Source organism: Pseudomonas sp. VD-NE ins, assembly GCF_031882575.1.
GTDB lineage: Bacteria > Pseudomonadota > Gammaproteobacteria > Pseudomonadales > Pseudomonadaceae > Aquipseudomonas > Aquipseudomonas fluorescens_BZ.
Map to the genome: position 1 here is coordinate 1,798,780 of NZ_CP134772.1, position 25,490 is coordinate 1,824,269.

The 25,490-nt window shown below is 59.5% G+C and carries 26 protein-coding genes and 1 pseudogene; 24 read left to right on the forward strand and 3 right to left on the reverse strand.

All coding sequences use genetic code 11. The features are described from left to right. Window position 1: 1 nt before the first annotated feature. The 24 genes from fliS to RMV17_RS08000 all read left to right on the forward strand — a co-directional run bounded on the left by fliS (window position 2) and on the right by RMV17_RS08000 (window position 21,469). Window positions 2-400 (forward strand): flagellar export chaperone FliS, encoded by a 399-nt coding sequence (fliS, locus tag RMV17_RS07885; protein ID WP_095122701.1) that lies wholly within the window; start codon window positions 2-4, stop codon window positions 398-400. Between the two features lie 11 nt (window positions 401-411). Next, complete coding sequence (locus RMV17_RS07890; protein ID WP_095122700.1) at window positions 412-708, forward strand: flagellar protein FliT; 297 nt, start codon at window positions 412-414, stop codon at window positions 706-708. Between the two features lie 172 nt (window positions 709-880). Beyond that, the gene (locus RMV17_RS07895) at window positions 881-2,356 is read left to right on the forward strand and encodes a sigma-54 dependent transcriptional regulator (RefSeq protein WP_034153288.1); all 1,476 of its coding nucleotides are present in this window, start codon (window positions 881-883) and stop codon (window positions 2,354-2,356) included. A 124-nt stretch (window positions 2,357-2,480) separates the two neighbouring features. Beyond that, the gene (locus RMV17_RS07900) at window positions 2,481-3,674 is read left to right on the forward strand and encodes a PAS domain-containing sensor histidine kinase (RefSeq protein ID WP_178087431.1); all 1,194 of its coding nucleotides are present in this window, start codon (window positions 2,481-2,483) and stop codon (window positions 3,672-3,674) included. A 5-nt stretch (window positions 3,675-3,679) separates the two neighbouring features. Next, window positions 3,680-5,071, forward strand: coding sequence for a sigma-54 dependent transcriptional regulator (locus RMV17_RS07905; RefSeq protein WP_311886191.1), 1,392 nt, complete (start codon window positions 3,680-3,682; stop codon window positions 5,069-5,071). Between the two features lie 128 nt (window positions 5,072-5,199). Continuing rightward, complete coding sequence (gene fliE / locus RMV17_RS07910) at window positions 5,200-5,529, forward strand: flagellar hook-basal body complex protein FliE (protein ID WP_016984303.1); 330 nt, start codon at window positions 5,200-5,202, stop codon at window positions 5,527-5,529. Between the two features lie 15 nt (window positions 5,530-5,544). After that, window positions 5,545-7,332 carry a flagellar basal-body MS-ring/collar protein FliF gene (fliF, locus tag RMV17_RS07915; RefSeq protein WP_034153291.1) on the forward strand — a complete coding sequence of 596 codons (1,788 nt, stop codon included), beginning with the start codon at window positions 5,545-5,547 and terminating at the stop codon, window positions 7,330-7,332. Continuing rightward, window positions 7,325-8,344, forward strand: coding sequence for a flagellar motor switch protein FliG (fliG, locus tag RMV17_RS07920; protein ID WP_016984305.1), 1,020 nt, complete (start codon window positions 7,325-7,327; stop codon window positions 8,342-8,344). Before fliF ends, fliG begins: the two co-directional genes overlap by 8 nt. A gap of 4 nt (window positions 8,345-8,348) precedes the next feature. Continuing rightward, window positions 8,349-9,155 (forward strand): flagellar assembly protein FliH, encoded by an 807-nt coding sequence (gene fliH / locus RMV17_RS07925; RefSeq protein ID WP_311886195.1) that lies wholly within the window; start codon window positions 8,349-8,351, stop codon window positions 9,153-9,155. Beyond that, window positions 9,145-10,503, forward strand: coding sequence for a flagellar protein export ATPase FliI (fliI, locus tag RMV17_RS07930; protein WP_034153293.1), 1,359 nt, complete (start codon window positions 9,145-9,147; stop codon window positions 10,501-10,503). The genes fliH and fliI overlap by 11 nt, the downstream gene beginning before the upstream one ends. A gap of 6 nt (window positions 10,504-10,509) precedes the next feature. Continuing rightward, a complete protein-coding gene (fliJ, locus tag RMV17_RS07935; RefSeq protein ID WP_034153294.1) occupies window positions 10,510-10,962 on the forward strand; it encodes a flagellar export protein FliJ in 453 nt (150 codons plus the stop codon). Between the two features lie 159 nt (window positions 10,963-11,121). Continuing rightward, window positions 11,122-11,427, forward strand: coding sequence for an STAS domain-containing protein (locus RMV17_RS07940; RefSeq protein ID WP_311886196.1), 306 nt, complete (start codon window positions 11,122-11,124; stop codon window positions 11,425-11,427). A gap of 5 nt (window positions 11,428-11,432) precedes the next feature. Continuing rightward, a complete protein-coding gene (locus RMV17_RS07945) occupies window positions 11,433-13,136 on the forward strand; it encodes a fused response regulator/phosphatase (protein ID WP_311886198.1) in 1,704 nt (567 codons plus the stop codon). A gap of 31 nt (window positions 13,137-13,167) precedes the next feature. Next, the gene (locus tag RMV17_RS07950; protein ID WP_311886199.1) at window positions 13,168-13,515 is read left to right on the forward strand and encodes an Hpt domain-containing protein; all 348 of its coding nucleotides are present in this window, start codon (window positions 13,168-13,170) and stop codon (window positions 13,513-13,515) included. Between the two features lie 104 nt (window positions 13,516-13,619). Then, entirely contained in the window at window positions 13,620-14,990 is a 1,371-nt protein-coding gene (locus RMV17_RS07955; protein WP_311886201.1) for a flagellar hook-length control protein FliK, read from the forward strand. Window positions 14,991-15,695: 705 nt separating this feature from the next. Next, entirely contained in the window at window positions 15,696-16,199 is a 504-nt protein-coding gene (gene fliL, locus RMV17_RS07960) for a flagellar basal body-associated protein FliL (RefSeq protein ID WP_007920033.1), read from the forward strand. Window positions 16,200-16,208: 9 nt separating this feature from the next. After that, window positions 16,209-17,177, forward strand: coding sequence for a flagellar motor switch protein FliM (gene fliM / locus RMV17_RS07965; RefSeq protein WP_007920032.1), 969 nt, complete (start codon window positions 16,209-16,211; stop codon window positions 17,175-17,177). A gap of 56 nt (window positions 17,178-17,233) precedes the next feature. Then, the gene (gene fliN, locus RMV17_RS07970; RefSeq protein WP_007920031.1) at window positions 17,234-17,683 is read left to right on the forward strand and encodes a flagellar motor switch protein FliN; all 450 of its coding nucleotides are present in this window, start codon (window positions 17,234-17,236) and stop codon (window positions 17,681-17,683) included. Next, on the forward strand, window positions 17,684-18,136 hold the full coding sequence (gene fliO / locus RMV17_RS07975; protein WP_034153300.1) for a flagellar biosynthetic protein FliO: 453 nt from the start codon (window positions 17,684-17,686) through the stop codon (window positions 18,134-18,136). It begins immediately after the preceding gene. Then, on the forward strand, window positions 18,136-18,894 hold the full coding sequence (gene fliP / locus RMV17_RS07980; protein WP_016984314.1) for a flagellar type III secretion system pore protein FliP: 759 nt from the start codon (window positions 18,136-18,138) through the stop codon (window positions 18,892-18,894). Before fliO ends, fliP begins: the two co-directional genes overlap by 1 nt. Then, the gene (gene fliQ / locus RMV17_RS07985) at window positions 18,891-19,160 is read left to right on the forward strand and encodes a flagellar biosynthesis protein FliQ (RefSeq protein WP_007920026.1); all 270 of its coding nucleotides are present in this window, start codon (window positions 18,891-18,893) and stop codon (window positions 19,158-19,160) included. The genes fliP and fliQ overlap by 4 nt, the downstream gene beginning before the upstream one ends. Window positions 19,161-19,163: 3 nt before the next feature. Then, window positions 19,164-19,949 carry a flagellar biosynthetic protein FliR gene (gene fliR / locus RMV17_RS07990; protein ID WP_034153301.1) on the forward strand — a complete coding sequence of 262 codons (786 nt, stop codon included), beginning with the start codon at window positions 19,164-19,166 and terminating at the stop codon, window positions 19,947-19,949. 3 nt (window positions 19,950-19,952) lie between these two features. Continuing rightward, on the forward strand, window positions 19,953-21,092 hold the full coding sequence (gene flhB / locus RMV17_RS07995) for a flagellar biosynthesis protein FlhB (RefSeq protein WP_311886206.1): 1,140 nt from the start codon (window positions 19,953-19,955) through the stop codon (window positions 21,090-21,092). Between the two features lie 140 nt (window positions 21,093-21,232). Beyond that, window positions 21,233-21,469, forward strand: a complete 237-nt coding sequence (locus tag RMV17_RS08000; RefSeq protein WP_311886207.1) for a hypothetical protein — start codon at window positions 21,233-21,235, stop codon at window positions 21,467-21,469. A 263-nt stretch (window positions 21,470-21,732) separates the two neighbouring features. Here the strand turns inward: RMV17_RS08000 and RMV17_RS08005 are convergent, their stop codons facing one another. The 3 genes and pseudogenes from RMV17_RS08005 to RMV17_RS08010 form a co-directional block, all read right to left on the reverse strand. Next, window positions 21,733-22,092: a DUF6124 family protein gene (locus RMV17_RS08005; protein WP_034153304.1), complete on the reverse strand. Its 360-nt coding sequence runs from the start codon at window positions 22,090-22,092 to the stop codon at window positions 21,733-21,735. Between the two features lie 638 nt (window positions 22,093-22,730). Continuing rightward, window positions 22,731-22,847: pseudogene (locus RMV17_RS30095) on the reverse strand (DUF6124 family protein); the annotation flags it as partial. Window position 22,848: 1 nt separating this feature from the next. After that, window positions 22,849-25,413 carry a hypothetical protein gene (locus RMV17_RS08010; protein WP_311886208.1) on the reverse strand — a complete coding sequence of 855 codons (2,565 nt, stop codon included), beginning with the start codon at window positions 25,411-25,413 and terminating at the stop codon, window positions 22,849-22,851. Window positions 25,414-25,490: the final 77 nt, after the last annotated feature.

Sequence of the window (25,490 nt, forward strand, 5' to 3'; positions counted from 1 at the left end):
CATGAATCCGATGTTAGCCCTTCGGCAGTATCAGAAAGTCGGCGCACACGCTCAGACATCCGAAGCGAGCCCGCACCGTCTGGTGCAAATGTTGATGGAAGGTGGACTGGCGCGTATCGCTCAGGCCAAAGGCGCCATCGAGCGCAAGGATATTCCAGGCAAATGCACTTCGATCAGCAAGGCGATCGGCATTGTCAGTGGTCTGCGCGAAGGTCTGGATCTGGAAAACAGTGCGGATACACTGGCGGACCTGGACGGGCTGTACATCTACATGATGAAGCGCCTCGCCGAGGCGAACATCAGCAGTGATCTGCGCATTCTCGACGAGGTTGCAGGCCTGCTGAGTACGGTAAAAGAAGGCTGGGATGCGATCGCGCCCACGCCAGCTCCGCAGTTCTGAAGGAGATCGTCATGAGTCTTGTATTGCAGCGAATCGCCGATACCCGTGAAGCGTTGGTCACAGCTTTGGCCGAGCGTAATTGGGAAGCCATTGGCGAGCTGGATCTGGCTTGCCGTTCCTGCATGGAAGACGTCATGGCTGAGGCTTCGCTGGACGAGGTCGCGTTGCGTGACAATCTTGAAGAGTTGCTCCATGTCTACAAGGAGCTTCTTGAGGTGGCCATGGGTGAGCGGCAAGCGATTGCCAACGAGATGTCGCAGATCACCCAAGCGCAGAACGCGGCAAAGGTTTACCATCTGTTTGGTTAATTAACACTCAGTTAATCCAGACATGTGCGCCATAAATTTGACTGTGCACGGTTTTTTGACTTAACTAGTGGCTGTTTTCAGATTTCAGGCGTCTACAGGCACATGGTGTCCTGCAAGCGTCTCGCTTGCCCCTAATTTCGGGCATTGAGTTGACTAGGGAAGTTGCTATTGCATGTGGCGTGAAACCAAAATTCTGCTGATCGATGACGATAGCGTCCGCCGCCGCGACCTGGCGGTGATTCTAAATTTTCTCGGCGAAGAAAATTTACCCTGCGGCAGCCATGACTGGCAGCAGGCAGTCGGCTCTTTGTCGTCTAGTCGTGAGGTCATTTGCGTACTGATCGGGACGGTTAATGCTCCTGGTGCGCTTTTGGGCTTGCTAAAGACACTCTCAACCTGGGATGAGTTCCTTCCGGTTTTGTTGATGGGCGATAATTCTTCCGTTGACCTGCCTGAAGACCAGCGTCGCCGCGTGCTTTCGACCCTCGAAATGCCACCCAGCTACAGCAAATTGCTCGATTCGCTGCACCGTGCCCAGGTCTATCGCGAGATGTATGACCAGGCCCGAGAGCGCGGTCGTCATCGCGAACCCAATCTGTTCCGCAGCCTTGTCGGCACCAGCCGTGCGATCCAGCACGTGCGCCAGATGATGCAGCAAGTCGCCGATACCGACGCCAGCGTGCTGATCCTCGGTGAGTCCGGCACCGGCAAGGAAGTGGTCGCGCGCAACCTGCATTACCATTCCAAACGTCGCGATGCGCCGTTCGTGCCGGTCAATTGCGGGGCGATCCCGGCAGAGCTGCTCGAAAGCGAATTGTTCGGCCACGAGAAGGGCGCCTTCACCGGCGCAATCACCAGCCGTGCCGGCCGTTTCGAACTGGCCAACGGCGGTACGCTGTTCCTCGACGAAATCGGTGACATGCCACTGCCGATGCAGGTCAAGCTGTTGCGCGTCCTGCAGGAACGCACCTTCGAGCGCGTGGGCAGCAACAAGACCCAGAGCGTTGACGTACGCATCATCGCGGCGACGCACAAGAATCTTGAAAGCATGATCGAGATCGGCACCTTCCGCGAAGACCTCTACTATCGCCTGAACGTGTTCCCGATCGAGATGGCGCCGCTGCGTGAGCGCGTCGAAGATATTCCGTTGCTGATGAACGAACTGATCTCGCGCATGGAGCACGAGAAGCGTGGTTCGATCCGCTTCAACTCGGCGGCGATCATGTCGCTGTGCCGTCACGGCTGGCCCGGCAACGTCCGCGAGCTGGCCAACCTGGTGGAGCGCATGGCGATCATGCATCCGTACGGGGTGATCGGCGTGGTCGAACTGCCGAAGAAATTCCGCTACGTCGATGACGAAGACGAGCAAATGGTCGACAGCCTGCGCAGTGATCTCGAAGAGCGCGTGGCGATCAACGGCCATACGCCGGACTTCACCGTCAACGCCATGCTGCCGCCGGAAGGCTTGGACCTGAAAGACTATCTCGGTGGTCTGGAGCAGGGCCTGATTCAGCAGGCGCTGGACGATGCCAATGGCATTGTGGCGCGTGCAGCTGAGCGCCTGCGTATCCGTCGTACCACTCTGGTCGAGAAGATGCGCAAGTACGGCATGAGCCGGCGCGATGGAGATGAACAGGCGGAGGATTGACGCCTGTTTTTCAACTGCTTCATTTATAAGCAGTTTTTTTTAGGCACGGGTATTGCTACAGCCCTCGCAACGTTCCGTTTAACTGACGGTCAGCCAAGCGAGAAGCACAATGCCCCACGCCCAGATGTCTTCTGCCTCCAGTCCCGAGGGGCAACCGTCCTCCGTAGAACAGGCAAGCCGACAGGGCCTTGAGCAGGCATTCGAACTGTTCAGCCAGATGTCCAGCCAACTGACGGATTCCTACAGCATGCTTGAAGCGCGGGTGACCGAGCTCAAGGGTGAACTGGCGGTGGTCAGTGCCCAGCGCATGCAGGAGCTGGCGGAAAAAGAACGCTTGGCCAACCGCCTGCAAAATCTCCTCGATCTGTTGCCCGGTGGCGTCATCGTCATTGACGGTCACGGCATGGTGCGCGAAGCCAATCCGGCCGCCATCGAACTGCTCGGTTTGCCGCTTGAGGGCGAGTTGTGGCGCCATGTGATTGCGCGCTGCTTTGCCCCGCGTGAAGACGACGGTCATGAAATTTCCTTGAAAAACGGCCGACGCCTGTCGATTGCCACGCGCTCGCTGGATGCCGAGCCGGGGCAATTGGTGCTGCTCAACGACCTGACAGAAACCCGTCATCTGCAGGATCAACTGGCACGCCACGAGCGCTTGTCTTCGCTGGGCCGCATGGTCGCCTCGCTGGCCCATCAGATCCGCACGCCGCTGTCCGCCGCTTTGCTTTACGCCAGTCATTTGACTGAGCAGGCATTGCCGGTCGCCACCCAGCAGCGTTTCGCCGGGCGCCTGAAAGAGCGTTTGCACGAACTCGAGCATCAGGTGCGTGACATGCTGGTGTTCGCTCGCGGCGAGTTGCCGCTGACCGATCGCCTCACACCCAGCGCCTTGATGCAGGCACTGCAAGCCGCAGCGCTGACTCATGTGCAGGATCTGCCGATCCGCTGGCAGTGCGACAGCCATGCCGGCGAGCTGCTGTGCAATCGCGACACGCTGGTCGGGGCGCTATTGAATTTGATTGAGAACGCAATTCAGGCCAGTGCCGGCGATGTCCGCCTGAAAGTGCATTGCTACGCCCGCGACAACAGCTTGCGCCTGTGCATCAGCGACAGTGGCAGCGGCATCGAACCGGCCGTTCTGGCGCGGCTCGGCGAACCGTTTTTTACCACCAAAGTCACCGGCACCGGCCTCGGCCTGACCGTGGTCAAGGCGGTGGCGCGGGCGCATCAGGGAGAATTGCTGCTGCGTTCGCGGGTCGGGCGCGGTACGTGCGCGCAGGTGATCCTGCCGCTGTTTTCCGCTGTACAGGGGGCTGAGTGAAAGACATGGGCATCAAGGTTTTGCTGGTCGAGGATGACCGCTCGTTGCGCGAGGCGCTGGCCGATACGTTACTGCTGGCCGGGCACGATTACCACGCGGTCGGTTGCGCTGAAGACGCGCTGACGGCAGTAGCGCGCGAGGCGTTCAGCCTGGTGGTCAGTGACGTCAACATGCCCGGCATGGACGGTCATCAATTGCTCGGCCTGCTGCGTGCCCGCCAACCGCAATTGCCGGTGTTGCTGATGACGGCGCACGGTGCGGTCGAGCGCGCGGTCGATGCGATGCGCCAGGGGGCGGCTGACTACCTGGTCAAACCTTTCGAGCCTAAAGCCTTGCTGGATCTGGTCGCACGACATGCGCTGGGCAATATTGGCGCGAGCGAGAGCGAAGGCCCGATTGCGGTCGAGCCGGCGAGTACCCAACTGCTTGAGTTGGCCGCGCGCGTCGCACGCAGCGACTCCACGGTGCTGATTTCTGGCGAGTCCGGCACCGGTAAAGAGGTGCTGGCGCGCTATATTCATCAGCAATCCCATCGCGCCAGCCAGCCGTTCATTGCGATCAACTGCGCGGCGATCCCGGACAACATGCTCGAAGCCACGTTGTTCGGCCACGAGAAGGGTTCCTTCACCGGCGCCATTGCCGCGCAGGCCGGCAAGTTCGAACAAGCCGACGGCGGCACGCTGTTGCTCGATGAAATCTCCGAAATGCCCCTTGGCCTGCAAGCCAAACTGCTGCGCGTATTGCAGGAGCGCGAGGTTGAGCGCGTCGGTGCGCGTAAACCGATCGCTCTGGATATTCGTGTGGTCGCCACCACCAACCGCGATCTGGCAGGCGAAGTAGCGGCGGGGCGGTTCCGTGAAGACCTTTTTTACCGTCTGTCGGTTTTCCCCCTGGCCTGGCGTCCACTTCGCGAGCGCACTGCCGATATCCTGCCGCTGGCCGAAAGGTTGTTGGCCAAACACGTCAATAAAATGAAGCATGCGGCGGCGAAACTCTCGCCCGACGCGCAAGTGTGCCTGACCGCTTACCCGTGGCCGGGCAATGTGCGTGAGCTGGATAACGCCATTCAGCGTGCGCTGATCCTGCAGCAGGGCGGTTTGATTCAGCCGCAGGATTTCTGTCTGGCCGGTCCCGTGACGTACAACGCGATGCCTGTCACCGCGCCGGTGTCAGCGGTGCTTCGCGAGGTGGAAATCGAAGCGGATTCGGCCGGCGCCCTGGGTGATGACCTGCGCCGCCGGGAGTTTCAGATGATCATCGACACCCTGCGTGCCGAACGTGGTCGCCGCAAGGAGGCCGCGGAAAAGCTCGGCATCAGCCCGCGCACCCTGCGCTACAAACTGGCGCAAATGCGCGATGCCGGGATGGACGTCGAAGGTTATCTGTTTGCCACCTGACGTCTGGCGCAACGATTTGAAAACGCTTTTCTGAAAGGGGTGCCCATGAGCTGGCACCCTTGTTGCTAATACCTGTGTACCCGCCGAGTGAGTGTCAAAAAATTGCGGGCCGCCCAAGAGAGTAGACCATGAGCCAAGGTATTGAATTTAATCGGTTGATGATGGACATGAAGGCCATGAAACTGGACGCCATGTCTGCACCGAAATCGACGACCGCTGTCCCTGAATTGGCGGGCAGCAGCTTTTCCGACATGCTCGGTCAGGCGATCAACAAGGTCAGCGATACCCAGACCGCGTCGACTCAGTTGGCCAACGCATTCGAAGTGGGCAAGAGCGGCGTCGATCTGACGGACGTGATGGTCGCTTCGCAAAAAGCCAGCGTGTCGTTCCAGGCTCTGACCCAGGTGCGCAACAAGCTGGTTCAGGCTTATCAAGACATCATGCAGATGCCGGTTTAAGGACGAGATTGAGTCATGGCAGAAGCAGTCGCCGATAACGTTCCGGCCAAGGCCACCCCGATAGACGGCAAACCGCCGTTGTTCGGCCTGTCCTTCCTGGAAAACCTCTCCGAGATGACCATGCTGCGTCAGGTGGGCCTGTTGGTCGGCCTGGCTGCGAGCGTGGCGATTGGCTTTGCCGTGGTGCTGTGGTCGCAGCAGCCGGATTACCGTCCGTTGTACGGCAGCCTTGCCGGCATGGACGCCAAACAGGTCATGGACACCCTGGCCGCCGCCGACATCCCTTACAACGTCGAACCGAACTCCGGCGCCTTGCTGGTCAAGGCCGATGACCTGTCCCGTGCGCGGATGAAACTCGCTGCTGCTGGTGTCACTCCCAGCGACGGCAATATCGGTTTCGAAATCCTCGACAAGGAACAGGGTCTGGGCACCAGCCAGTTCATGGAAGCGACCCGTTATCGTCGTGGCCTGGAAGGTGAACTGGCGCGGACCATTTCCAGCCTGAACAACGTCAAGGGTGCCCGCGTGCATCTGGCGATTCCGAAGAGTTCGGTGTTCGTCCGTGATGAGCGCAAGCCAAGTGCTTCGGTTCTGGTTGAACTGTACAGCGGTCGTTCGCTGGAGCCGGGTCAGGTGATTGCGATCATCAACCTGGTGGCGACTTCCGTTCCCGAGCTGAGCAAATCGCAGATCACCGTCGTCGACCAGAAGGGCACTTTGCTCTCTGATCAGGCGGAAAACTCCGAAATGACCATGGCCGGCAAGCAGTTCGATTACAGCCGCCGCATGGAAAGCATGCTCACCCAGCGCGTGCACAACATTCTGCAGCCGGTACTGGGCAACGATCGCTACAAGGCCGAAGTCTCGGCCGATATCGATTTCAACGCCGTCGAGTCGACTGCCGAGCAGTTCAACCCGGATCAACCGGCGTTGCGCAGCGAGCAGTCGGTCAACGAACAACGCACCGCCAGCAATGGCCCGCAAGGTGTGCCGGGTGCCCTGAGCAACCAGCCACCGTCGCCAGCCTCTGCGCCGCAAACCACTGGTGGTGCCGCAGCGCCGGCCGCCATGGTCCAGCCGGGTCAGCCATTGGTTGATGCCAACGGTCAGCAGATCATGGACCCGGCCACCGGCCAGCCAATGCTCGCGCCGTACCCGGCCGACAAGCGTCAACAATCGACCAAGAACTTCGAGCTCGACCGTTCCATCAGCCACACCAAACAGCAGCAGGGTCGCCTCAATCGCCTGTCGGTGTCGGTGGTGGTCGACGATCAGGTCAAGGTCAACGCGGCCAACGGCGAAACCAGCCGTGCGCCGTGGAGCGCCGACGAATTGGCGCGCTTCACCCGTCTGGTCCAGGACGCTGTCGGTTTCGACGCCAGCCGTGGCGACAGTGTCAGCGTGATCAACATGCCGTTCTCCGCCGAACGCGGCGAAGTGATTGCCGATATTCCGTTCTACTCCCAGCCATGGTTCTGGGACATCGTCAAACAAGTGCTGGGGGTGTTGTTCATCCTGGTGCTGGTGTTTGGTGTGCTGCGTCCGGTGCTTAACAACATCACCGGCGGCGGCAAAGGCAAGGAGCTGGCCGGTCTGGGCAGCGACGTGGAACTCGGCGGGATGGGCGGCCTGGACGGCGAACTTTCCAACGACCGCGTAAGCCTCGGTGGTCCGCAGAGCATTCTGTTGCCGAGCCCGAGTGAGGGTTATGACGCGCAACTGAATGCAATCAAGAGTCTGGTGGCCGAGGATCCGGGTCGCGTGGCTCAGGTCGTGAAAGAGTGGATTAACGCAGATGAGTGATAACCGAGCCGCAACCTTAAAACTGACCAAGGTCGACAAAGCCGCGATTCTGCTGCTGTCCCTGGGTTCGACCGATGCCGCGCAAGTGCTGCGCCACATGGGCCCGAAAGAGGTTCAGCGGGTTGGTGTGGCCATGGCCCAGATGGGCAACGTCCATCGCGAGCAGGTCGAGCAGGTGATGAGCGAATTCGTCGACATCGTCGGCGACCAGACCAGCCTCGGCGTCGGTTCCGACGACTACGTGCGCAAAATGCTCACCCAGGCCCTGGGTGAAGACAAGGCCAACGGCCTGATCGACCGCATCCTGCTCGGTGGCAACACCAGTGGCCTCGACAGCCTGAAATGGATGGAACCGCGCGCGGTTGCCGACGTGATCCGTTACGAACACCCGCAGATTCAGGCGATCGTGGTCGCGTACCTCGACCCGGATCAGGCCGGTGAAGTGCTCGGCAACTTCGACCACAAGGTGCGTCTGGACATCATCTTGCGCGTGTCGTCGTTGAACACCGTGCAGCCAGCGGCACTGAAAGAACTCAACCAGATTCTCGAGAAGCAGTTCTCCGGCAACTCGAATGCCTCGCGCACCACCCTGGGTGGCATCAAGCGTGCGGCAGACATCATGAACTTCCTCGACAGCTCGATCGAAGGCCAGCTCATGGACTCGATCCGCGAAGTCGACGAAGACCTGTCCGGTCAGATCGAAGACCTCATGTTCGTGTTCAACAACCTTGCCGATGTCGACGACCGTGGCATTCAGGCGTTGCTGCGCGAAGTGTCTTCCGACGTGCTGGTGCTGGCCCTCAAGGGTTCCGACGAAGGCGTCAAAGAAAAGATCTTCAAGAACATGTCCAAACGTGCCGCCGAACTGTTGCGCGACGACCTCGAGGCCAAAGGCCCGGTACGCGTCAGCGACGTCGAAACCGCACAGAAAGAAATCCTCACCATTGCCCGTCGTATGGCCGAAGCCGGCGAAATCGTACTCGGTGGCAAAGGTGGCGAGGAAATGATCTAAGCCCATGGACAAGCACGACGACGATGTGACGGATCTGATCCGTGCCCGCGATGTCCGGGGTTTCGAATCCTGGGCCATGCCCAGCTTCGACCCGCCGAAACCGGAACCCGAGCCTGAGCCGGAGCCCGAACCGCCGGAAATGGAAGAAGTGCCGCTGGAAGAAGTCCAGCCACTGACCCTGGAAGAACTCGAAAGCATCCGTCAAGAGGCTTACAACGAAGGCTTCGGCATCGGCGAAAAAGAAGGCTTTCACAGCGCCACGCTCAAGGTCCGTCAGGAAGCTGAAGTGGCACTGGCGGCAAAACTTGCCAGCCTTGAGCAACTGATGGCGAACCTGTTCGAGCCCATCGCCGAGCAAGATACACAGATCGAAAAGTCGCTGGTCGACCTCGTGCAACACGTCACCAAACAGGTGATCAAGCGCGAGCTGGCCATCGATTCGAGCCAGATCGAACACGTCATGCGCGATGCGCTCAAACTGTTGCCGCTGGGTGTGGAAAACGTCCGTTTGTACGTCAATCCGCAGGACTTCGAGCAAGCCAAGGCCTTGCGCGAGCGTCATGAGGAAACCTGGCGCATCGTCGAAGACGAATCGCTGTTGCCGGGCGGCTGCCGGGTTGAAACCGAGCACAGCCGCATCGATGCCAGCATTGAAACCCGCGTCGCTCAGGTCATGGCGAAATTGTTCGATCAGTTGCACGAACAGGCTTTGCACCCGGCTGAAGCGGATCTGACCCTGGATATTCCAGAAGACGTAAAACCGGCGGCCACACCTGAAGAGCCGCTCGCGGACGATCCCGATGCGCCTTGAACGCACCAGTTTCGCCAAGCGCCTGAGCAGTTATGCCGAGGCCGTTGAAATTGCCGGTGCGCCGATTCTTGAAGGTCGCCTGTTGCGCATGGTCGGCCTCACCCTTGAAGCCGAAGGCCTGCGCGCGGCCATGGGCACGCGCTGCCTGGTGATCAATGACGACAGCTATCACCCGTCGCAGGTGGAAGCGGAAGTCATGGGTTTTTCCGGCAGCAAAGTCTTTCTGATGCCGGTCGGCAGCGTCGCTGGTATCGCCCCGGGCGCCCGTGTGGTGCCATTGGCTGATACCGGACGCTTGCCGATGGGCATGAGCATGCTCGGTCGCGTCCTCGACGGCGCCGGTCGTGCGCTGGACGGCAAGGGCGGCATGAAGGCTGAAGACTGGGTGCCGATGGACGGCCCGACCATCAACCCGCTCAACCGTGACCCGATCAGCGTGCCGCTGGACGTGGGTATACGTTGCATCAACGGTTTGCTGACGGTCGGGCGTGGTCAGCGTCTGGGTCTGTTCGCCGGTACCGGTGTCGGTAAATCGGTACTGCTGGGCATGATGACGCGCTTCACCGAGGCCGACATTATCGTCGTTGGCCTGATCGGTGAGCGCGGTCGCGAAGTTAAGGAGTTCATCGAGCACAGCCTCGGTGAAGAAGGCCTCAAGCGTTCCGTCGTCGTCGCTTCGCCGGCGGACGATGCGCCGCTGATGCGTTTGCGTGCAGCCATGTACTGCACGCGCATCGCCGAGTATTTCCGCGACAAGGGCAAGAACGTCCTGTTGCTGATGGATTCGCTGACCCGTTTCGCTCAGGCCCAGCGGGAAATTGCTTTGGCCATCGGCGAGCCGCCAGCGACCAAGGGTTATCCGCCATCGGTGTTCGCCAAATTGCCGAAACTGGTGGAGCGCGCGGGTAATGCGGAGAAGGGCGGTGGTTCGATCACTGCGTTCTACACCGTACTGTCCGAAGGCGATGACCAGCAGGATCCGATTGCCGACTCGGCCCGAGGCGTACTCGACGGCCACATCGTGCTGTCCCGGCGCTTGGCCGAAGAGGGACACTATCCGGCCATCGACATCGAAGCATCGATCAGCCGGGTGATGCCGGCGGTGGTCTCGCCCGAACATATGCAGCGCGCGCAATACTTCAAGCAGTTGTGGTCGCGTTATCAGCAGAGTCGCGATCTGATCAGCGTCGGTGCCTACGTTGCCGGCGGCGACCGCGAGACCGATCTGGCGATTTCCCTGCAACCGCAGTTGGTCCGCTACCAGCGTCAGGGCCTCAACGACAAAATCAACATGGGTGAAAGCCAGGCTTACCTCGAAACCCTGTTTGCCCCAGCGGCGGGCGGGTAACCGGCCATGGCCACCGTCAGTCGAGCCGCGCGTCTGGCGCCGGTGGTGGACATGGCCGAACAGGCCGAGAAAACCGCCGTGCAACGGCTGGGCTATTTTCAGGGCCAGGTAAAGGTTGCAGAAAGCAAACTGGCCGACCTCAACGCCTTCCGTCTGGATTACTCGCAGCAATGGATCGTGCGCGGCAGCACCGGCGTGAGCGGGCAATGGCTGCTTGGTTTTCAGGGCTTTCTGGCGCAACTCGACACTGCGGTTGATCAGCAGCGCCAGAGCCTGGTCTGGCACCAGAACAAGCTCGACAAGGCCCGTGAGGAATGGCAACAAGCGTTCGCCAAGGTCGAAGGTTTGCGCAAACTGGTGCAGCGTTATCGCGAAGAGGCGCAACGCCTTGAAGACAAGCGCGAGCAGAAGTTGCTCGACGAGTTGTCGCAGCGCTTGCCACGGCAGAATCCGTTTTAAAACAAGATCAAAAGATCGCAGCCTTCGGCAGCTCCTACAGGGGGATCAGTGTAGGAGCTGCCGAAGGCTGCGATCTTTTGATCTGGCTTCTAACCTTGCCCCAACCCTGTCCAAGTGCTAAACCTTGTACAGGTTCGTCAATGACAAGGAAGCCAGTCAATGTCAGTCGTTACAGAAGTCTCTCCAGATGGTCAAAAACTGACGATTTCGGTCAGGGGGCGGTTCGATTTCGGGCGCCATCAGGAATTTCGCGAGTCTTATGAGCATCTTGCCAAGAAGCCTGACTCCATCGTGGTCGACCTGAAAGAGGCCACCTACCTCGACAGCTCCGCACTGGGCATGCTGCTCCTGCTGCGGGATCACGCCGGCGGCGATAACTCGGACGTGCGCGTGGTCAACAGCAACTCCGACGTGCGCAAGATCCTCGCCATCTCCAATTTCGACAAACTCTTCGACATCAGTTGACGGCCATGCTGGCGCAAGAGCCGCTGACCATCCTGATCGCCGAAGACAGCGCCGCCGATCGCTTATTGCTGTCGACCATCGTCCGCCGCCAGGGTCACGAAGTCCTGACGGCGGCCAACGGTGCCGAAGCGGTCGAGCTGTTTCGCCGGCAGTTACCTGATCTGGTGCTGATGGACGCGATGATGCCGGTGATGGACGGCTTCGAGGCTGCGCGGCAGATCAAGGCGCTGGCGGGCGAAACCCTGGTGCCGATCATCTTCCTCACCTCGCTGACTGAAAGCGAAGCGCTGGCCCGTTGTCTTGAGGCCGGTGGTGACGACTTTCTGGCGAAGCCTTACAACCAGGTGATCCTCGCCGCCAAAATCAAGGCGATGGATCGCTTGCGCCGCTTGCAGGCAACGGTTCTGCAACAGCGCGACCTGATCGCCAAACACCATGATTACCTGCTCAACGAACAACGCGTGGCCAAAGCAGTGTTCGACAAAGTCGCGCATTCCGGTTGCCTCAGCGCGCCGAACATTCGCTACCTGCAATCACCTTATGCGCTGTTCAACGGTGACCTGCTGCTGGCAGCCTACACGCCGGCCGGTGACATGCATGTGCTGCTCGGCGATTTCACCGGTCACGGGCTGCCGGCAGCAGTGGGCGCCATGCCGCTCGCCGAAGTCTTCTACGGCATGACTGCCAAGGGCTACGGCCTCGCCGAAACCCTGCGCGAAATGAACGCCAAGCTCAAACGCATCCTGCCGGTGGACATGTTCTGCTGTGCCACGTTGCTGTGCCTGAGTTTTCAGCGGCGTTCGGTCGAAGTGTGGAACGGCGGCATGCCTGACGGCTATCTGCATCGGATTGCCACGGGCGAGCGTGTGCCGCTGGCGGCGCGGCATTTGCCGTTGGGCGTGCTGAGCGCGCAGGCGTTCGACGACCGTACGGAAGTGCATCCGATGGCCGCCGGTGATCGGGTGTTCGTATTGTCCGACGGGGTGATCGACACCAGCGATGCCAGTGATCAACTGTTCGGTGTCGAACGTCTGCAGCAGGTATTCGCCACCAACCGCGAGCCGGATCGCTTGTTCGAGGACATCGAGCAGGCGCTGCGGGATTTTCGCGGCGAGGCGCGCGACGACGTGAGCATGGTCGAGGTCAGCCTGCTGGAGCCGGCGCAGGTCAAGCCGTCGGCGCCGGTGTATTCCGACAGCGGCCAGTCGTGCCCGCTCGACTGGTCGGTGAGCTTCGAATTCCGTGGCGCGACGCTAAAGCGTTTCAATCCGTTGCCGTACCTGTTGCAGTTGTTGCTTGAGGTGCATGGGCTGCGGGGGCAGAGTGGCGCTTTGTACAGCGTGCTGGCCGAGTTGTATTCCAATGCGCTGGAGCATGGCGTGCTCGGTCTGGATTCCAGTCTCAAGCGCGATGCGACGGGTTTCGCTCACTACTATCAGCAACGCAATGACCGCCTGGAGGCGCTGCAGGATGGCTTTGTTCGCGTGCATTTGCAGGTGCAGCCACAAGGCGAGGGCGGCCGGCTGGTGATTCGCGTCGAAGACAGTGGCAAGGGATTTGATGTGGCGCGAGTCATGGAGCGGCCGCTGGACGGCGTCCGTTTGTCGGGACGCGGCGTCAGTCTGGTCCGGCAATTGGGGCTTAACGCCAGTTGGTCGGACGAAGGTCGTAGTGCCCGCGTGGAGTTTTCCTGGGAGGTTGAGGCATAATCCGGGCAATTCTTGATCAAGGAGTGAACAAGTGACTGACACACATATTGATCGCGAGGCGCTGAGCGTACTACGCGAAGTCATGGAGGAGGGTTATCCGGAGCTTCTGGATACCTTTCTGACGGATTCCGAAAGTCGCTTGGGCGAGTTGCAAAAGACTTCTGATGCCAAGGTGTTGTCGGAAGTTGCCCATAGCTTCAAGGGTAGCGCCAGCAATATGGGTGCTGTCCGCTTGGCGGCGCTCTGCCAGGAACTCGAATCGGATGCCAAAGACAAGAGCCCGGCGGAAATAGTCAAACTGGTCGCTGAGATCAGCGGCGAATTTGCTGAAGTTCGCCCGGTTTACGAAAGCGAAAAACATCCCGCTCACACGCACTGATCCCGCCGTCCGGCGCTTTTCCCAAGCGTCGGACAAAACTGGCCCGGCACTTGCAGTTATCTGCGCAACTGTACCTACGATCCCAGTGCAGCGGAGACCGTTTCATGCCTGCGACCCCCAACATCCTTCTTCAGAATGCCGCTCAGGCCAAGGCCCAAGCCGCCTCGGCCAAAACGTCGGCTATGGCCGTAGACACTGGGGATAAAGCCTCAAGTTTCGCTAAGGTGTTCGCTGATCAGGGGTCGAGCAAACCTGTTGCCAGCACTGACAACTCGCCCAAGCCGTCGCGTGACAAGGTCGCTGACAACAGCGGCAAAAAAGATATCGGCAAGGATCAGTCTGCCGCTGCGCAACCGGCGGTTGCCGATAGCGGCAACGACTTGCCTGCCGACAAAACGGCGGCAGCCGATGACACCACCGCCAGTAGTGACGACAGCACGGACACTCCCCAGGCTCCTGTAGTGGATGCTGCGCCGGTCGACCCGACGCTCGATCCGGCATTGGTAGTCGCTGTGCAGCCAGTGGTCACGGCACCGGTGGTGCAGGCCCCGGTTGCGGTAGCTCCAGCTCAACCTGAAGCTGAAACGCCTGTGCTCGCTGCATTGCCGGGTATGGTCAAAGATCCGGCACCCACCACCGACAGCGATTTCGATCCTGCGGCCGACCCCCTCGACTCAATGCCGGCCGTGCGTATGGCGATGGAGCAGGGCGGGCACATTTCCGCTGCCAGCCAGGCACAACCGAAAGCGTCGCCAGCTCAGGCTCAGGCCGACGGCGAATTGACTGCTGCGCAGAATTTCGCCGCCGGCATGGCCAGCATGCTCGACGTACAAGCCGACAAGGACAGCACCAGCCAGGGCGGCGAAAAAGCCTTCAGTGGTTTGATCGACGATGGCCTCAAAGATCTCAAGACGGCGACCAGCGATACCCGCGTGGATGACTTCGCCAACCGTCTGGCGGCACTGACGCAAGCTGCCACGCCGAAGGCCGCGAATGCCGTGCCGGTGAACCAGCCGATCGCCATGCATCAGAGCGGTTGGACCGAAGAAATCGTCAATCGCGTCATGTATCTGTCGAGCGCCAATCTGAAGGCGGCAGATATTCAATTGCAGCCGGCCGAACTGGGGCGTCTGGACATTCGCGTCAACATGGTCCCGGATCAGCAGACCCAAGTGACCTTCATGAGTGCGCATCCAAGCGTACGTGAAGCGCTGGACGGGCAGATGCATCGTCTGCGCGACATGTTCAACCAGCAGGGCATGGGCCAGGTCGACGTCAATGTCTCCGACCAAAGTCGTGGCTGGCAGGGCCAGCAAGGTCAGGAGCAGGCGCAGCAGGGCCAGAGTGGCCGCACCAGCGCGGCCGGCGGTCGCCTCGATTCGGTGGATGAAGAATTGGCGCCTGCCGCCATTGCTGAGTCCGCTGCGCAAACTACTAGCGTGATCGGCAGCAGCGCGGTCGACTATTACGCCTGATCAAATCAAGAGCCCCTCATCGGAACACCGCCCGCCTAGCCCTCTCCCAGAGGGAGAGGGGACTGATTGGGGGATGCTTGCGAAGTGCGCCGACCTGATACTTCTGCTGTGAATCCATAATCGACTCGGTCTTGCAGGTCGGTGTTTCACGACAGGGCCCCTCACCCTAACCCTCTCCCAGAGGGAGAGGGGACTGATTGGGGGATGCTTGCGAAGTGCGCTGACTGGATACTTCTGCTGTGAATCCATAATCGATCCGGTCTTTCAGGTCGACGTTTCACGACAGGGTCCCTCACCCTAACCCTCTCCCGGAGGGAGAGGGGACTGGTCGGGGGATGCTTGCGAAGTACGCTGACCTGATACTCCTGTTGTGAATCCATAATCGATCCGGTCTTTCAGGTCGACGTTTCACGACAGGGCCCCTCACCCTAGCCCTCTCCCGGAGGGAGAGGGGACTGATTGGGGGATGCTTGCGAAGTGCGCTGACTGGATACTTCTGCTGTGAATCCATAATCGACTCGGTCTTGCAGGTCGACGTTTCACGACAAAACAACTCGGTCGGCTCCCTCTCCCTCGGGGAGAGGGTTGGGGTGAGGGTGCCTTTGACTTTAGCGTTGTCTCCACCACCACCGACACTTCTGGCATAACACTTGCTCTTGCCTTGCCGTGCGACTGTGAAAACCCGAATAGTGACGGATTATTGGCATGGCGAAGAGCGAAACAGCAGCAGTGAAAGACCCCGCAACCAAAGGCAAACTCAAGCTGATCATTGTGATCGTGCTGGCGTTGCTGTTGGCCATTGGTGCATCCGTGGGGGCGACCTGGTTCTTCATGCACAGTGCCCAGAGCAAACCTGCCGAGGCCGCCGATGCGGCGCCTGTCGGCAAGCAGCCAGCGATCTTCGAGCCGATGGCCCCAGCCTTCGTCGCCAACTACAACCAGAACGGCCGTCAGCGCTACATGCAGGTGAGCATCACCATGCTGGCGCGTAATCAGGCCGATCTGGAAGCGCTCAAAGTGCACATGCCGGTGATCCGCAACAACCTGGTGATGCTCTTCTCCGGTCAGGATTTCGCCACCTTGGCGACCCCGGTCGGCCAGGAGATGTTGCGCCAGAAGGCCACAGCCAGCGTCCAGGAAGTGGCGCAGAAAGAGCTGGGCAAAGTGGTGATCGAACAGTTGCTTTTCACTAATTTCGTACTGCAGTAGGAACACGACATGGCCGTGCAGGATCTGCTGTCCCAGGATGAAATCGATGCGCTGTTGCATGGCGTCGACGATGGTCTGGTACAGACCGATAACGCTGCCGAACCCGGCAGTGTCAAAAGCTACGACCTGACCAGTCAGGATCGCATCGTCCGTGGACGCATGCCGACTCTGGAAATGATCAACGAGCGATTTGCCCGCTACACCCGCATCAGCATGTTCAACATGCTGCGCCGCTCGGCGGACGTTGCCGTCGGTGGCGTTCAGGTGATGAAGTTCGGCGAATACGTGCACTCGCTGTACGTACCGACCAGCCTTAACCTGGTCAAGATCAAACCGCTGCGCGGCACCGCGCTGTTCATCCTCGACGCCAAACTGGTGTTCAAACTGGTGGACAACTTCTTCGGTGGCGATGGCCGTCACGCCAAGATCGAAGGGCGTGAATTCACCCCGACCGAATTGCGCGTGGTGCGCATGGTGCTGGAACAGGCTTTCGTCGATTTGAAAGAAGCCTGGCAGGCGATCATGGAAGTCAATTTCGAGTACATCAACTCGGAAGTGAACCCGGCCATGGCCAACATCGTCGGCCCGAGCGAAGCGATTGTGGTCTCCACTTTCCACATCGAACTCGATGGCGGTGGCGGCGATCTGCACGTGACCATGCCGTACTCGATGATCGAACCGGTGCGCGAAATGCTCGACGCCGGTTTCCAGTCGGACCTCGACGATCAGGACGAACGCTGGGTCAACGCGCTGCGTCAGGACGTGCTCGATGTCGACGTGCCGATTGGTGCCACCGTGGCGCGCCGCCAGTTGAAGTTGCGCGACATCCTGCACATGCAGCCGGGGGATGTGATCCCGGTCGAGATGCCGGACGAAATGATCATGCGCGCCAACGGCGTGCCGGCCTTCAAGGTCAAGATGGGCTCGCACAAAGGCAACCTCGCGTTGCAGGTGATCGAGCCGATCGAGCGTCGCTGAGGCAGCGCTCAAATCCCCAAGCCTTTAACTGAATTTTTGCCCGCCGAGGACAAATGATGAACGACGATATGAACGCCCAGGACGACCAGGCACTGGCTGACGAATGGGCTGCGGCCCTGGAAGAAACCGGTGATGGTCAAGCTGACATCGACGCCCTGCTGGCCGCCGACGCAGCCAGCGGCTCGCGTCTGCCGATGGAAGAGTTCGGCAGCGTGCCGAAAAACAACGATCCAGTGACGCTCGACGGCCCGAACCTGGACGTGATCCTCGACATCCCGGTGTCGATCTCGATGGAAGTGGGCAGCACCGACATCAACATCCGCAACCTGCTGCAACTCAACCAGGGTTCGGTAATCGAGCTCGATCGTCTGGCAGGTGAGCCGCTCGACGTGTTGGTCAACGGCACGCTGATCGCGCACGGCGAAGTGGTAGTGGTCAACGAGAAGTTCGGCATCCGCCTGACTGACGTGATCAGCCCAAGCGAACGCATCAAGAAGCTGCGCTGAGTGAAACGGTTTCTCTGGGCTTTGCTGGCATTGCCATTGAGCGTGCTGGCCGCCGAGCCGTCGACGGCGACCACAGTGCCTGCCGCCACCGCGCCGATGGTCAACAGCGGCGTGGCCGGGCAACTGACACAACTGGTGTTCGGCCTGTTGCTGGTGCTGGGGTTGATCTTCTTCCTCGCCTGGCTGTTGCGCCGAGTGCAGCAGGCAGGGCCGGCGGGCAAGGGCCAGGTGATCGAGCTGATCGGTTCGCGCGCGCTCGGGCCGCGTGACCGGTTGCTGCTGGTGCAAGTCGGCAACGAGCAAATTCTGCTCGGCCTGAGCCCTGGCACGATTACCGCGCTGCACGTGCTCAAAGAGCCGATCGAAGTGCCCAGCGCCAGTGAGAAAGCGACGCCGGAATTTGCCCAGCATCTGCTGAAGATTCTCGGCAAGGATCAGAAGGATAAGAAGTAATGGGTGCGTTACGCATCGTCTTGACGCTGGCCCTGATGCTGGCCGCACCGCTGGCGTTTGCCGCCGATCCGTTGTCGATCCCGGCGATTACGCTGGGCACCAACGCCGATGGCGCGCAGGAGTATTCGGTCAGCCTGCAGATCCTGCTGATCATGACCGCCCTGAGCTTCATTCCGGCGGCCGTGATTCTGATGACCAGTTTCACCCGGATCATCATCGTCTTCTCGATCCTGCGTCAGGCCCTCGGCCTGCAACAGACGCCGTCGAACCAGATCCTCACCGGCATGGCGCTGTTCCTGACCATGTTCATCATGGCCCCGGTGTTCGACCGGGTGAACAAGGACGCCCTGCAACCGTATCTGGCGGAAACCCTTACCGCCCAACAAGCGGTGGAAAAGGCCCAGGTGCCGATCAAGGACTTCATGCTCGCGCAGACCCGCACCAGTGATCTGGAGCTGTTCATGCGCCTGTCCAAGCGCACCGACATCGCCACCCCGGATCAGGCGCCACTGACCATTCTGGTGCCGGCGTTCGTCACCTCCGAGCTTAAAACCGCGTTCCAGATCGGCTTCATGATCTTCATTCCGTTCCTGATCATCGACCTCGTCGTGGCCAGTGTGCTGATGGCGATGGGTATGATGATGCTCTCGCCGCTGATCATCTCGCTGCCGTTCAAAATCATGCTGTTCGTGCTGGTCGATGGCTGGGCGCTGATCATCGGCACTCTGGCCAGCAGTTTTGGAGGTGTCTCGCCATGACGCCGGAAGTTGCGGTCGATATCTTTCGTGAAGCCCTTTGGCTGACCACATTGATGGTCGCGATTCTGGTGGTGCCGAGCCTGTTGGTCGGCTTGCTGGTGGCGATGTTCCAGGCTGCGACGCAGATCAACGAACAGACGTTGAGCTTCTTGCCGCGTCTGCTGGTGATGCTGGTGACCTTGATTGTTGCCGGGCCGTGGATCGTGCAGACGTTCATGGAATACATCATCCAGTTGTACAAAAACATCCCGATGGTCATCGGCTAAGCCATGCAATCGCTGCTTCAGCTGACCGACACCCAGATCAGTTCCTGGGTGGCGTCGTTCATGTTGCCGCTGTTTCGCGTCGCGTCGATGCTGATGGTAATGCCGGTGTTCGGCACGACGCTGGTATCGCGGCGGATCCGCCTGTATTTCGCCGTGGCCATCACCGTGTGCATTGCCCCGAGCCTGCCGCCAATGCCAGCGGTCAGCCCGCTGGATCTCAGCGGCTTGCTGTTGATTGCCGAGCAGATTCTGGTCGGTGCGGTGCTAGGGTTTTCCCTGCAGCTGTTTTTCCAGGCCTTTGCCGTGGCCGGGCAGATTGTCGCGATCCAGATGGGCATGGGCTTCGCCTCGATGGTCGACCCGGCCAACGGTGTATCGGTGGCGGTGATCGGGCAGTTCTTCACCATGCTGGTGACCTTGCTGTTCCTGTCGATGAACGGCCACCTGGTGGTGTTCGAAGTGCTCACCGAAAGCTTCACCACGCTACCGGTCGGCAGCGGTCTGATGACCGCGCACTACTGGGAGCTGGCCGGCAAACTCGGCTGGGTCCTGGGTGCGGCGTTGTTGCTGGTGCTGCCGGCGGTAACGGCGTTGCTGGTGGTCAACATCGCGTTCGGGGTGATGACCCGCGCGGCGCCACAACTGAACATTTTCTCCATCGGTTTTCCGCTGACCCTGGTGCTCGGCCTGTTCATCGTCTGGGTTGGGCTGGCGGACATTCTCAATCAGTATCAACCGCTGGCCACCGAGGCCTTGCAGTTGCTACGCGAACTGGCACGGGCGCGCTGAGTCATGGCAGAGAGCGAAAGCGGTCAGGACAAAACAGAAGACCCCACGGAGAAACGTAAAAAGGACTCCCGTGAAAAGGGTGAAATTGCCCGTTCCAAAGAACTCAATACCCTCGCCGTGATGATGGCCGGCGCCGGTGCGCTGCTGGTGTTCGGCGGCATGCTGGCCGAAGACCTGATGGAGCTGATGCGCCTGAATTTCACGCTGTCGCGTGAGGTGATCATGGATCAGGGTTCCATGGGCGCATTTTTGTTGAAGTCGGGTCAGATGGCGCTGGTGGCCATCCAGCCGTTCATGATCACGCTATTGCTGGCCGCATTGATCGGGCCGATTTCCCTGGGGGGCTGGTTGTTTGCGGCCGGCTCCATGGCACCCAAGTTCAGCCGGATGAACCCGGCGGCAGGCTTGAAGCGAATGTTTTCGTTTAAGGCTGTGGTCGAACTGCTCAAGGCGCTGGCCAAGTTTCTGGTCACCTTGGGGGTGGCGTTGGTGGTGCTGATGTCGGATGTCGATGACTTGATGCGGATCGCTCACGAGCCGCTTGAGATGGCGATCATTCACAGCGTGACGCTGGTAGGCTGGAGTACGTTGTGGCTGGCCTGCGGCCTGATCATCATCGCCGCCGTCGACGTGCCGGTGCAGCTCTGGGAAGCCCACAAGAAACTGCTGATGACCAAGCAGGAAGTGCGCGACGAGCACAAGGATCAGGAGGGTCGCCCGGAGGTCAAACAGCGCATCCGCCAGACCCAGCGCGAGATGTCCCAACGCCGCATGATGGCAGCGATTCCCGACGCCGACGTGGTCATTACCAACCCGACCCACTATGCCGTGGCACTCAAGTACGACTCGGAGAAGGGCGGGGCGCCGATGCTGATTGCCAAGGGCAGCGACTTCCTCGCGCTGAAAATCCGCGAAATCGCCGTGGCCAACAACGTCATGCTCCTCGAATCGCCGGGGCTGGCGCGTTCGATCTACTACTCCACCGAGCTAGACCAGGAAATCCCCGGCGGGCTGTATCTGGCGGTGGCGCAGGTCTTGGCCTACGTCTACCAGATCCGCCAGTTCCGCGCCGGCAAGGGCAAACGCCCGGATCCGCTCAAGGACGACTTGCCGATTCCGCCGGATCTGCGGCGCGATTCCTGACGTTGCTGTGCAGCCTTTTGTCTGAGATCTCCCTTTACTGTCAACTCTGACAGGTGCGCTTGCCGTGATTTTGCAGTTTGATGCAAGGTGGCGCCGCGAACCTGGCGCGGTCGTGCGGGCGAGTGCAAAGGAGCAAGGCAATGAAAGGTATTTTCAGCAGCTACGAAGAAAAAACCGGAAGCGGCACCATCACGCCGAAGCAATCCGGGCGATCCCTTTCCTTTGCCGAAGCCACGGGGTTTTTTCTGACCGCCAAAGAATACCGATTCAGCATTCCATTGGCTGATGCCTTGCAGACGAACATTAAAGTCGGCGGCGAGGTCGAGTTCGAATTGCCCAAGAGCAAGAATGGAAAAGTAAAAATCCTCCGGTATTGAGCACTCCATCACCCTCACTACTAACACGGCTGAAACGAAAAAACCGCCGCCCCGATTCAACGGAGCAGCGGTTTTTTATGCCTGAAGACATGCGTGGGCTGTGAGGCCACCTTCGTCGGATCGCCGCCCGGAGCAAGCCTGCTCCCACAGGTTCGTCTGTGGATCAGGGGGTTGTGAACGGCGCAGATCCCTGTGGGAGCGGGCTTGCCCGCGAAGACGTCAGCAGCCACAACACCTCACTCAAGGCTTGTCACAGATCGCTGCTACTGCGGCACCTCCAGATTATCCATCACCCGATTCACAGCCAGTTCGCCGAGCATGATCAGTTGTGCAATCCCCAACAAAGTACGACGCTGCGATGCGGGTATGAGATGAGCGAAGTCATGGGCGATGGTTCTGGCTGAGGCGAGTGTTTCGCTGGCATCGGCCAGCAGCTCTTCGTTTTTAAAGTCGGCGGTCACGGCGTACATCCGGCGGGTTTTGCGTGGCGGTGGGGTGGAGCCGGGTGGACAGAGGTAGTGATCGAGCGCGCGGTCGGCGGCGTCGTTGAGTTTTTTTGAATCGAGGGATTCGTAGGGGGAGGTGGGGTCGGTTTCGGGTGGGTTGGGTGTTGGTTTGATCATGGGTAAAGCTCCTTGAGATGTGGAGCCGTCATCCATCGCTGCTAAACAATAGGGTGGCGGCTGTACGCGGGTTAGCAGACCAGGCTCAAGGATCCCGGCGCACCGAAGTGCCCCACGCAAAGCCGCCATAACGTAATGGCGGAACTCGCGTGCCTTGAAATTTGCCGAGCTGCTAAACCCGATCGCTGATTCGTCAGCGACCGCACCACAATAGAACCCGACCCCAAGGCGCACAAGCCGGCGGATTCTGGCTTGGCTGTAGGCAATGGCGCAAGAATTTGTAGCCTGAAAGGCGTGTCTGAAGGTGTCTTTTAAACGCCTGAGTTTAAAAGGCGATTTGCGCTGACTTCACTGGCCCCTTCGCGAGCAAGCTCGCTCCCACATTTGGAATGCATTTCCCTGTGGGAGCGAGCATGCTCGCGAAAGGGTCATCCCGGTCAGCGGAAAAATCTCGATCAAGCCCCGCTCACTGGTTAAATAAATCCGTCCCCAAATTACTTGCCGCCCCAATTCAACGGGGCGGCGGTTTTTTATGATCGTTCCCACGCTCTGCGTGGGAATGCAGCCCGGGACGCTCTGCGTCCCTTCCAAAGCCGAACGCGGAGCGGCAGGAGCGTGGGAACGATCATCGCGTGTCGCTACTGCGGCACCTCCAGATTATCCATCACTCGATTCACCGCCAGCTTACCGAGCATGATCAATTGCGCGATATCCAATAGCGTCCTGCGCTGTGATGCGGGTACGAGATGAGCGAATCTAGAGTTCTCTCATCAACAGATCAGTCAAGAAGTAATCATTACCGCTACCGGAGGCTACATGGCTCTCGAACTCAAAAGTCATTGTTGTGGACTGGGCTGTGAAACGGGCTGAATAAGCTCCATAGTTATTTTTAGGAGGGGTGAAGCGGTTGACTAATAATCCATAGTTTGACTTAAACGACAATATAGGTTGTTTGTCCCAGTCCCAAATGCCCGCTAGAAAACTAAATTGATATTGTTGTCCAACGATAAGGTTTGAATAAGTTTTGCGCAGTATTATTCCGGCAGAGTTATTTGTAAATGTCTCATTAAATAACGCATATCGCCCGAGAAAATATATGTATCTAAAGTCGCGCTGATCAATAATTGCTGGTCCGTTTAGCCAGCCGTTTCTTTGTGAGTTAGAGAAATTCGTGAAATCAGAAAGGCGCACCCTGACAGTCAGTATTCGATCCTCTGAACTTCCACCTGAACCGTACAAGGCCACGGCTTTAAAAGTATGTGTCGCCACTCGCAGACCTGAAAAAGGTAAAGTCCAGATTCCGGTCGTTAGATCAGCGGTGGGCTGCCCGATAGGAATGGCGTCGTCGAAAACCTCGACCTTCTGGCCCTTGGATGCAATGCCGCTCAGAATCACGGCTGTTTCCAACGTGGAACCGTTATGGGGGATCTCGATGTCGCTTGGCGAACCTTTGACTGAACTTATCGTCGGTTTCACATCCTCCACAGTGACGGTATAAATACGCAAAGGAAAGGCTATCGCCCTCAGCCTGTCACTGGAGCCATCAAGAACGACAGCGCATTCCACTGTCACCTCGCTGCCATCCTTTAGCGTTCTCAACCACTCAATCGGTGCCGGTACCGACAATCCATCCGCCGAATCATTGGGCTCTCCCGACCTGACGTCGGTATTGATCGGGTTGCCATTGTTGTCAAAACCCTTGCATGCGACCCAGACGGGTTGCCCCGGCTCGAACAACGGCCACTTCAGCGCAAGAATCCGGGCGGTTGCGGCCAGTTCGTAAACCTGCAGTGCCGTCCCGGTGTTTCCGTCAATGTCCGGTGTCGGCAACCGCGAATCTCCATCCGCAATCTTCAATACACTAAACGTTGCCACCGGTGATTTCCCAGCCTGTCCCCCATTGCGATTCAAATTCCAGCGAAATTCGTTCACCTTGCCTTGTCGCGCCGCCAGAAACGCCGGGCTCAACACCGTGTTCACCCGTTTATTGCTGTTGAACTCCACCAAAGGAAACTGCGGCGAGCCCGCCGGCGGATTGACCTCGACCAGTCGCGCACGGTCTCCTTTTACGGCGCCAAGATACTCGATGCGCACCGTCACCCCGTTCGGATAGGCCAGTACATCGATCGGATCAACGGCCGGTGCCACCAGAAATGGGGGCAACAACACAATGGTGCTGCCGCCGATCACATCGGCCGTGGTGGTCTTGGAGGTCGCAATAGTGATGCCGCCGCGCACCAGTTCATATTTCGCCCGTACGACGCTGCCGGCGATCACTTTGGCATTGGGCACCGTCAGCTTGTAGGTGAACGGAATGCGCCCGACATCGGCCTCAACGGTGTGCGACACGACCGGGGCGTCTGGCTTGGTGGCGGTGTAGGTCACGCGGATTTTGTCGTTGGGCTGCCATGTCGGCGCGAAGGCGTGTACCAGGACGGTGAGATCCTTGCTGCCGAGTTTGCCCAGATCGATGGTGCTTGGGTCATCGCTCGGATCGTCCGGGTCTTCGGCCAGATCGGGGGCGACCAGTCGGGTTTCCTTCAGGTGCACATCGATCTCGACCGTGCCCGAGTACGGCGAGTCGGTGTCTGGCCCGTTGCCAAGCTGATCGGTGACGGTGTAGGAAAAGACGAACTTCGAATTGCCCCCGGCCTGCTGGAATACATCTTCCCCAACCATCACGCAAATTGTCGTCGGCTCGGCTGAAGGGCTGGCCGGGGCTTCAGCGGCAGTGACGGTTCGCACAACATCCTTGCCGTTGCAGTTCAAACGGATTACGTCGTAGGCGCGGCAGTAAGGGTAGGCAAAGCACACCTGCACGCCTTGTTTGGCGCGCTCGGCATCGATGCCGTCGTCGATCACGTCCTGCGGCAGGATCAGCTGCAGTTCGGAATGGGCGCCATCACCCGGCGTGCGATCCTGATTGCCGGGGCGAATGGCGTTGTACAGCAAGGTCAACTCAGGCGTCGACGTGCCTCTGTTCTCGCTGCCGCGGGTGATGGTGTAAACAAGCGTGTTGAGTTGATTTGGCCGCAACAAGCCTTTGGGCAGGTAGAGGGTTTGAACGGCGTCTTCCTGGCCAGGCTGGATGGTTTTTGTCGCTTCGGTGCTGGCGTTGTTCAGCACCAGGCGAATCACATCGCCGGCATCGACCGTACCGGTTAGCGGAGGATCGAGGTCAAGGGTCAAGCCCATGGGTTTGAGGTCATATGCGCGTTTGGGCACACCATAATGGGCACCCACTACCGGCGTAGTCGCTTCAGGAGCGCGAGGTGGGGAGAGCGCCAACACGGCGTTGTCGGGTGTCTGGGTTGTGGTCATGACTGACGCTCCTGAGCGGTGAAAGGGTCAGGTGTCATCAGAACGCTTAATTGCCGATTGCACACCTGTCAGATCTG